Below are 8,281 nucleotides of genomic sequence, written 5' to 3' on the forward strand. Positions count from 1 at the left end.
GGCTCATGAGATAGCAAAAAAAGAGGGAGTTGAGTATGTTTACATAGGAAATGTCTTAGGTCACAGGTTAGAGAACACTTATTGCCATAACTGTGGTGAGGTCTTGATAAAGAGGTATGGATTCTTCATAGAAAGATATGCCATTACAAATAATAATAAATGTCCAAAGTGTGGGCAAAATATACCAATTGTTGGTAATTATGCAGGTTAGTCTTTGGGAATTAAATTTGAAAGATGCCCAAGGTAACTTCCATCTAAAAGGTAAATCTCTGATTTTTTCAAATCAATGCAGTCTGAAGAAAGCAAAGGTCCTAAAAAGTGAGTCTCATTTGTGTTTATTGCATTTCCTCCAAGTAATGGATTGAAAGCAGGCATAATTATTATGTTTGGATCACCTATATTAAAGCCAAATGCTTCCTTAAAAGAATCTAAAGGATCTTTTCCAACCTTTTTCCCTGAAAATTTTAAAAATGCCTTGGACATATTTCTTTTATTCCATCTTGTTCTTACCCAAACTGGCTCAACAATCCGAAAACCATACTCTTTAAACTCAATTACAGGGTGATTATGAGCCATTATGAGTACATCGCAATGAAAAAGTTTGGGAGAAGGCCAAGCATGTCCATGAATAAGTGCAATGTTTTTTTTACCATTGGTAATTGATATACCTCTTGAGGGGTGAATTTTTACCTGTTTTGGTATTACGTTACTTATACTTCCGTCATGGTTTCCTCTAACAATTTCTATTGTTTTTACCAAATTCTTACCTTTATAGAAGAATAAACGGATTTCCATTTGCTCTTGAGGTAGAACGTACTTTGCTCTATGCTTAATATCCCCAAGAATTATTATACTATCAAGAGAGAAGCGATCGATGATTGATTTTAACTTGAGATAAATTTTTTGAGTTTGTGATGGTATGTTTATACCTTTTGATAAAAGTCCCCTTTCGAAACCAAGATGTAAGTCAGCTATCAATAAAATCCTGCGTGAAGTTGTTTTTAATAATAGGGCTGGTTCATCAGGGATTAACTTTAACATTTATGACATTTCCCTAGATTTCAAGATCAAAGGATAAATTTCATTCGTAACGTAATTTATGAAGTCATCCTTCTCTACTCTGCTGAATATAGTCACTACACCATCCCTTGTTACACCTGCTATGAATCCATAGATTTTTGGCTTTATAACAATATACCACACTTTCCCATGATTACAATAATCATTGTAGAGAGTAGTGTCTGCCAAGCTCGATCCATATAGGGATAATTTATTCACATTCGGTATATCGACATCATCGAAGAAGACGACCTTTGTGTCTTCAAAGTTCTGCTCATGGAAGTTTTTCATTATATCTGGAATTATCCTTGCCTCAATTATATGTCCAGTAGTTATGAAAAGAATCTTACTGAGTTGATTAGCTATTTTGTTCGCTTGTAACTTTTTCTCCAAGATCGTTAGAAGTATTGTTCCTTCATGCTCAGAAAAGATGAATAATGCTTCTATACTCTGAACAGTAGGAATTTTCTCTCCTCTTCGATAGATGTCTATAACTCTGTCTTCTGAGTATATACCTTGTAGGGCACCTTCAACTATTTTTATTTCACTTATATCCGTTATCAACTTCAGTTCACGATCCTCAAATTCAACATTCTCTTCAATCTTAAAATCCTTCAACTTCAGGGTTATAGTTTCTATATCGATTTCTTCTTGAACGATGAAGATTTTACCTGTAGTTACCATTTTCAAGCTTATTGTTCGACTTGAGTTTAAATGTATTTAGGATGAATCTAGATATAACTTAAATGTATTAATGGTTAATATTAGATAAGTTATGACATGATCTTCGTTCAGATGCTCATCGGTTTTATGTTAAATTTCACATACTTGATCGGTGATGAGAAATCTTCCATTGCTTCAGTAGTTGATCCAGCAGGAGAAGTAGACAGGATATTAAAAGAGGCAGAAAAATTTGATTTGAAGATAGAATACGTAATAAACACTCATGCTCATTTCGACCATACCTATGGAAATGATGAAATGGTACTTAGGACTGGTGCGAAGATAATAATGCATGAGACATCAAGAGCGAAGAAGGACATATCCGTTGGAGATGGTGGTTTAATAGAAGTTGGAGAGCTAAAAATAAAAGTAATCCATACACCTGGTCATACTCCCGAAGGCATATGCCTCTTGGTAGATAAGAAGTTACTAACGGGTGATACTCTTTTTGTTGGTGGATGTGGAAGGGCGGATTTCTTAGAAAGCAACCCTAAAGAACTTTTTAGAAGTCTCCAAAAGTTAATGAAGTTAGATGGAGATATAGAGGTTTATCCTGGGCACGATTATGGTGAAAAGCCTTACTCCACGATAGTTTACGAGAAGAACAATAACTATGCCTTGAATTTTCAGACGGAAGAGGAGTTTATCAAGTTCATGGGAAAAGGTTAAAAGCCTCAAATTTGAGTTAGAAATCTGACATCGTATTAAATAATTTAATTTAATTTAATTCAATATTACCTAGATATAAAAGATGATGAAAGTGCAATCCATCACTAAGCCTAAGATATCCACAAAAATTGAAGAAATAATCCTAGAGAACTTCATGTCTTATGAATATGCTAGAATTCCTTTGAAGTCTGGATTAAATATTATCTGTGGCCCCAATGGTGCTGGAAAATCAACCATACTGATCGCCATCTCGATAGTTTTGGGTCAGGCGTATACTGAGAGAAGTAGGAAGCTAAGCGACCTCATAAGACATGGAAAAGATGTAGCAAGAGCTACCTTGATGTTCGACAACAAACCAAGGAATGGAAAAAGACCCATAGCTTTTTGCAAGTCTGATACTTTTATGCTCTCACGCTATTTAAGGAAAGATGGTTCATATTGGTATGAGGCAGACTATCGTGAGATAGATAAAAGCCGGGTTATCAGGCTTTTCAGAGATTTAGGAATAAACCCAGACAATATGCTCATAATCATGCACCAGAATATGGTTGAAGAGTTCAGTGTCATCTCTCCCCAGGAGAAGTTGAAAATGGTAGAAGAGGCAGTTGGTTTTAAAGAGTATAGAAGGAGGATATTAGATGCCCAAAGTAAGCTCGCAGGCCTGATAAGTGAAGAAGAATCCGTTCTTGGTGCTCTTGAAAATGCTGAACAGACTTTAAGTTATTGGAAGGAGATCTATGATAAGAGCTTGCTCAAAGCTGAGCTGATAGCGAGAAGGAGCTTATTGAAAAGAGAGGTGATATGGGCTCAGGTGATAAGGCAAGAAAAGATCATCGCATCATTAAAAGGGAAGCTCAAGACAAAGGAAGACAATTTAGAAAATATAATATTTAGAATCGGGCAGACCAAAGATTCAGTAAAAAAATCTTACGAGAAACTTACACTCCAACAACTAGAGCAGAGAAAATTATATTACTCTCTTTTAGACCTTGAAAAGGGTTTAACCGAGATTCATGTTACAGAGAAAGTCTTGAGCCAATTTGGTCTTAACCCCAATGCAAGATTGAATGGGAGAATTAAAGATTTTGGTGAGGATAAGCTCCAAATCGAGAACAAGATATCTAAAACTCAAATAGATTTAGGAAAATTAGAAAAAGATTCAAGCTCTAACCTTGAGAAATATGTCAACAATAGGGTCAATGAGGCGATTTTAAGTTTTAGAAAGAAAAATATTGAAGATGTAATAAATCAAATAAAAAGAGAGATAAGAGAAGGGGAGAAAAGGCTCCAAGAGTTAACACCTTTGAGGGAAAAAGCTGGTGAAAGAATAGAGACAGAGAGATATTTATCGGACATAGACGCTGAGATAAAGATAACAGATGCGCATATTCAGTCCCTCGGCAACATACCCGAAGAGGCAGAAGATGTGTATAATACTTACTTAAAGACTTTCAACGAACTCAAAGAAAGGGCAGAGATAGTTTCAGAAAACAGGAAAAGAACTTTGATTGAATTAGAAGACAGGAAGGAGGTTTGGAGAAATGTTCTTCAGAAACTTATAGATGAAGTTAACCCATCTTATCAAAGTACATTATCAAAGATTGGTGCGATAGGAAACGTAAGATTAAAAGATTTAGAGGATATAGATACTGCTGGTTTAGAGCTTACTGTGGGATTCAGGGGAGCAAGCCCTTCTATTTTAAATGCATATACTCAAAGTGGCGGAGAAAGGACTGTCTCAATAATGGCTTTCTTACTATCTCTACAACAGTACATAATGTCACCCTTTAGGGCTGTTGATGAATTTGATGTGCATATGGATCCAAGAAACCGTGAAGCTATATTCAAAGCAATCGTTTCAACGATTAAAGAAAAAAAGGAAAAGCAATATCTGATGATCACACCTAGCCAACTCACTGTTACAGAGAAGGATATTCATGTAATAGTTGTACAAAGTGTTCGAGGGGAGTCTGAGGCAAAGGTAGTAAATTAGTTTGCAAAGTAAAGTTAACTTAGAAGATTTACTTAGAATAGTCGAAATATGTAGATTAGTAGAAAGAAGGGGGATAGACCCATTTGAAGTCGATGTAAGGTCTTCCTTAAATAAGCTTAAGAAATATCTTCCGAGATTGAAGCTTTTAGATGAGTTACTTTTAGATGCTGAAGCCATAAATCAAATTTCTTCTATTATAAAACTACAGAGTGAATGGATAAAACGCCGTTCTTCATCACTTTTTATAGACCCTGTTTTCGTTGAGTTGAAGATAAGGATGCTGGACTCAAAAAGTATAGTTGAGGCATTCCGTAACTCTTGGCATCCAATAATTGGGATGAATCAGATATTTAATCAAAGATTAAAAGAAGCAGTTGATTACTGGAATAATCTTTTACCATTAGGTGAGAGATGGAAAGAAGATTTCAGTACAAGTTCTGTCATCAATTCTCTTGAAATTCAAGAATTGATTGATCTGAAAGTTGTTTCATTAGAAAATTTCGATGATAAGATGAAAGATTTGCTAAAAGAGCTTATGGACAAATTAAAGTTTGATGGGAAGATAGATTACTGGGATTTTATCTTCGCTGAGACTTTTGAAAAAACATTGGAAAGGGCTTATATCGTTAGTTTCATTCTGACAGAGGGTTATGCATCACTTATTTTAGATCCCATAGAGGAGAGGACATACATTATTCTTCTTAAAGAAGCTTCGAGTGATAAAAGACATCATTCTCTTCCTATAGCTTTTAATTTTGAGCACTACAATAAGTTTAGGAGGTGAAGAGTTGAGCGAAGGAGAAGCTGAGATCGGTAGAAAGGTAAAAAGAGCCTCTCAATTACTCTTCTTTCAAAGGCATAGAAAGCCTGGTGTAAAAGGTTGGGAGTTAAAGAAGGCTTTAGGTAAGGACTTCATGAAGATAGTTGAAATATTAAATTCTGAGCTTGATAAGTTGAACCTTCAAGTTAAAGTTGTATTTGAAGAAGCTGAAACACCCAATGAGCCTTCTGAAGATCAGATTGGAGGGGCTAGGTTCTTCATAACTATAAAGAATCCTTTAACAGTTACTGATACAATTGCTTCAGGTTGGAGGATAGACGATATAGCTGCTTTGGCTGCGACGATAGCGCTAATAATTTCAAGACATGGGAAAATGGCTAGAAAGGAAGTAGAGCAGATCTTAAGAGAAAAATTTCCAAAATGGAGGGTTGATATGAACTTGGATCGGTTCATTAAAAGGGGATATCTACTACAAGATGAGCAAGATGTTCTACACATAGGATGGAGGACTCGGGCAGAGATAGATCAAAAGACTTTGATGAGCCTCATCTTATCTAAATAATATATAGCAATGTAAATGTTAAAGTCCTAAAGAGTATATCCAAATTTTAAAGACTCGAGTCAAATCATTACTGCTGCTGCGATACAATAAGTCCAATATCCATCTTTGTTACCTCTGGCTGATTGGCAAATGTTTCGGGTCTTTACTGTCTTATTCAATATTCGCCATAACTCTCGCTTTTCATCGTAAGATTTGTCTATATCAAAGTTCTTGAAACCCATTGTAGTAGCTAACATAAGAGCGGCCAAATCTTCAGCATATTCTCCAGCCTTATCTTGAGTTTGTCCAAAGGCATGATGTTCTGATAGATAACCATAATGTTTCTTATCTTGTGGAATAGCTATACCGATTGCTGCTGCAATAAGCCTATTGGATTCATTAGTTACATTTTTACTCATAACAACATGAATTATCTGCCCAGGAGAAAGTAATTTAAGACCTGCATTTCGGGAGATGAGTTTTGCATTAGGTGGGAAGATGCTTGATGTATAAACCAGATTGCAATGAGCGATTCCTGCATCTCTCAAAGCTAATTCAAAACTCGCCAATTTTTCTTTATGTATCCCCAATCCTTTTGTTAGAAATATCTTTGTAGGTATCACGAAATCAGTCAAATATTTCATTAATTTAAATATGTCTTTTTCATTACAATATTCTAGCGTTCATACGATAAAAGAATAAGGAAGTTCTCATAAAGGATGAAGTAAAAAAACTATTTATTTTGGATTTCTTATTTGGGGTCCGATGGTCAATTTTTTAAATTTGAAACCTGAATTAGATGAATTCCCTTTAGAGACTGTTTTTAGTGAGTCAGAAACTCGAGAACAGTATCTTAAAGAAGAATTTTTACCTTCTATTAAAAAACAAGAAGAAGAAGGAAGACTCGAAACAGTAATTGATTCCCTGTTGTTTAAAAAAATTGGCGTATTCGGGAAAGGCAGGTCTGGTGCTGCGGGTAAAGATTTTGTATCTAGAATGAAAAAATTGGCAAGATATAATGGTAGAAAATATGGCGGGAAAATATGTCCAATGTGCCAATATCTTGACGACTTATCGGTTTCTGTCTTCCCTCCAGGTATGAGTACTTTATATTTTATTTCAGGTAGCGGAACAACAAAAGATGTAGTTACGAAAGTATTGGGTTGTTTAGATTTAGATATAAAAATTATATCACTATCTGGAGCCTTGCGTTCGCCATTGGTTAGATGCTCAGATATGTATATTTACATTCCAATGAAATTGGCTGGAATTAAAGCAGATTGGCGTAAAAAAGACATACATCCGCCTATAGATGTTATGGGAAACTCATTTGAAACAGGGGCGTATATGACTTCTTCAGGTATCGTAGAGGGAATAATTGAGTATCATAAAACTGAAGATCTATCATCAGCTTCAAAAAAATGTTTGAATTATATTGAATCTTCAGTAGATTATGTGAAATATCTTAATCAATTCCTTGATTCAATAAAACCAGAAATTAAGAAATTTGGTGAAAGTATTACTACTGCAAATCATATTCGTATGGCAGCAGCTGGTGATGGGGCAGCATCATTAAAGATGGCAATGAACAGAATAGCACATACTGGTAGAACAGGATTTGGTAAGACGATAGATTTTATTAGTTCTGACGATTATGGACCACCCGGTTATGCAGATATAGAAAAGGATGATTGTGTAATCCTAAGTAGCGGTTCATTGAAAAGTTCACACACAATTTCTATTATTAGAGAAGCTACGGATGCTGGTGCACAAATTTATTTATTAACGACCGAAGAATCTAAAATCAGACTGCCAGAATGGTTTGAAAAATATAAAATAAGAGAACCTGAACTTGTAATTTCTCTGCCTTTCTCTATACCTGGATCTAAAGAAAGATTTTATGATTTAGGTGTCAGGCATTTTCTCGAGTACATAACAGCAGCAGTTTTTGTATATCTTGGAATGAGTCATGAAGATGTAGAAAAATTTCATTTACAAAGTGAATTGGAATAAAAATTATTTGATTAGATAATTTTTAAGAAAAGTTCAATTATAAAAATACGGGACAAATAATTCTCGATTTTACTATTTAGTTTAATTTTCTACACTCTATTTCTTATCGCTATTAGAATACTAACACTTGTTAGGTGTTGGATAGAAGATGCCACAATTTGCCGATAAATGGACAAAGTCATCATCTCCAACGATCGGTGAGAGGGTCAAGGAGGCCATAAGACCAGCAGGTCCACTGAAGCCAAGGCTAGATGTAGCGGTAAGGCAGATCCAAGTCCAGATTTCAAAACTCGATTCTACAGCAACTAGATTGGAGAAAAGAGATAGTATTATATTTAACAAAGTAGTTTCGGCCATTCAAAAACATGATATGTCACACGCATCGGTGTTTGCAAATGAGCTCGCTGAAATGAGAAAGATGAACAAGATGGTTACACAGGCAAAAATAGCACTTGAGCAGATAGTCTTAAGATTAAATACTGTCCAGGAACTTGGTGATGTA

General features: G+C 35.2%; 10 protein-coding genes. 7 read left to right on the forward strand and 3 right to left on the reverse strand.

The window, feature by feature from the left end; translation table 11 throughout:
• The coding region (locus tag L6N96_03650) for an AmmeMemoRadiSam system radical SAM enzyme (GenBank protein ID MCP8323253.1) at window positions 1–211 on the forward strand (211 nt) is incomplete at its 5' end.
• Here L6N96_03650 and L6N96_03655 read toward each other — a convergent pair.
• On the reverse strand, window positions 208–1,041 hold the full coding sequence (locus L6N96_03655) for a metallophosphoesterase (GenBank protein ID MCP8323254.1): 834 nt from the start codon (window positions 1,039–1,041) through the stop codon (window positions 208–210). The genes L6N96_03650 and L6N96_03655 overlap by 4 nt on opposite strands.
• The gene (locus tag L6N96_03660; protein MCP8323255.1) at window positions 1,042–1,749 is read right to left on the reverse strand and encodes a hypothetical protein; all 708 of its coding nucleotides are present in this window, start codon (window positions 1,747–1,749) and stop codon (window positions 1,042–1,044) included. It abuts the gene before it with no gap.
• A gap of 90 nt (window positions 1,750–1,839) precedes the next feature.
• On the opposite strand from L6N96_03660, the gene L6N96_03665 reads away from it, so the two are divergent.
• The 4 genes from L6N96_03665 to L6N96_03680 all read left to right on the forward strand — a co-directional run bounded on the left by L6N96_03665 (window position 1,840) and on the right by L6N96_03680 (window position 5,787).
• Complete coding sequence (locus L6N96_03665; protein ID MCP8323256.1) at window positions 1,840–2,451, forward strand: MBL fold metallo-hydrolase; 612 nt, start codon at window positions 1,840–1,842, stop codon at window positions 2,449–2,451.
• A gap of 91 nt (window positions 2,452–2,542) precedes the next feature.
• Entirely contained in the window at window positions 2,543–4,444 is a 1,902-nt protein-coding gene (locus L6N96_03670; protein ID MCP8323257.1) for an AAA family ATPase, read from the forward strand.
• Window position 4,445: 1 nt separating this feature from the next.
• Entirely contained in the window at window positions 4,446–5,228 is a 783-nt protein-coding gene (locus L6N96_03675; protein MCP8323258.1) for a hypothetical protein, read from the forward strand.
• A 4-nt stretch (window positions 5,229–5,232) separates the two neighbouring features.
• The gene (locus L6N96_03680; GenBank protein ID MCP8323259.1) at window positions 5,233–5,787 is read left to right on the forward strand and encodes a hypothetical protein; all 555 of its coding nucleotides are present in this window, start codon (window positions 5,233–5,235) and stop codon (window positions 5,785–5,787) included.
• 59 nt (window positions 5,788–5,846) lie between these two features.
• Here L6N96_03680 and L6N96_03685 read toward each other — a convergent pair whose 3' ends face one another.
• Entirely contained in the window at window positions 5,847–6,401 is a 555-nt protein-coding gene (locus L6N96_03685) for an arginine decarboxylase, pyruvoyl-dependent (protein MCP8323260.1), read from the reverse strand.
• A 130-nt stretch (window positions 6,402–6,531) separates the two neighbouring features.
• On the opposite strand from L6N96_03685, the gene L6N96_03690 reads away from it, so the two are divergent.
• Together L6N96_03690 and L6N96_03695 are read left to right on the forward strand one after the other, a co-directional pair.
• On the forward strand, window positions 6,532–7,779 hold the full coding sequence (locus L6N96_03690) for a hypothetical protein (protein ID MCP8323261.1): 1,248 nt from the start codon (window positions 6,532–6,534) through the stop codon (window positions 7,777–7,779).
• Between the two features lie 148 nt (window positions 7,780–7,927).
• The coding region (locus L6N96_03695) for a hypothetical protein (protein MCP8323262.1) at window positions 7,928–8,281 on the forward strand (354 nt) is incomplete at its 3' end.

It is taken from the genome of Candidatus Methylarchaceae archaeon HK02M2 (genome assembly GCA_024256165.1).
In the GTDB taxonomy this organism is placed as follows: Archaea; Thermoproteota; Nitrososphaeria; order Nitrososphaerales; family JACAEJ01; genus HK02M2.

What these genes read in the sequence shown, in the direction of transcription:
- L6N96_03655 (MCP8323254.1), bottom strand. Translation starts at nt 1,041, where the DNA reads ATGTTAAAGTTAATCCCTGATGAACCAGCCCTATTATTAAAAACAACT.
- L6N96_03665 (MCP8323256.1), top strand. Translation starts at nt 1,840, where the DNA reads ATGATCTTCGTTCAGATGCTCATCGGTTTTATGTTAAATTTCACATAC.
- L6N96_03690 (MCP8323261.1), top strand. Translation starts at nt 6,532, where the DNA reads ATGGTCAATTTTTTAAATTTGAAACCTGAATTAGATGAATTCCCTTTA.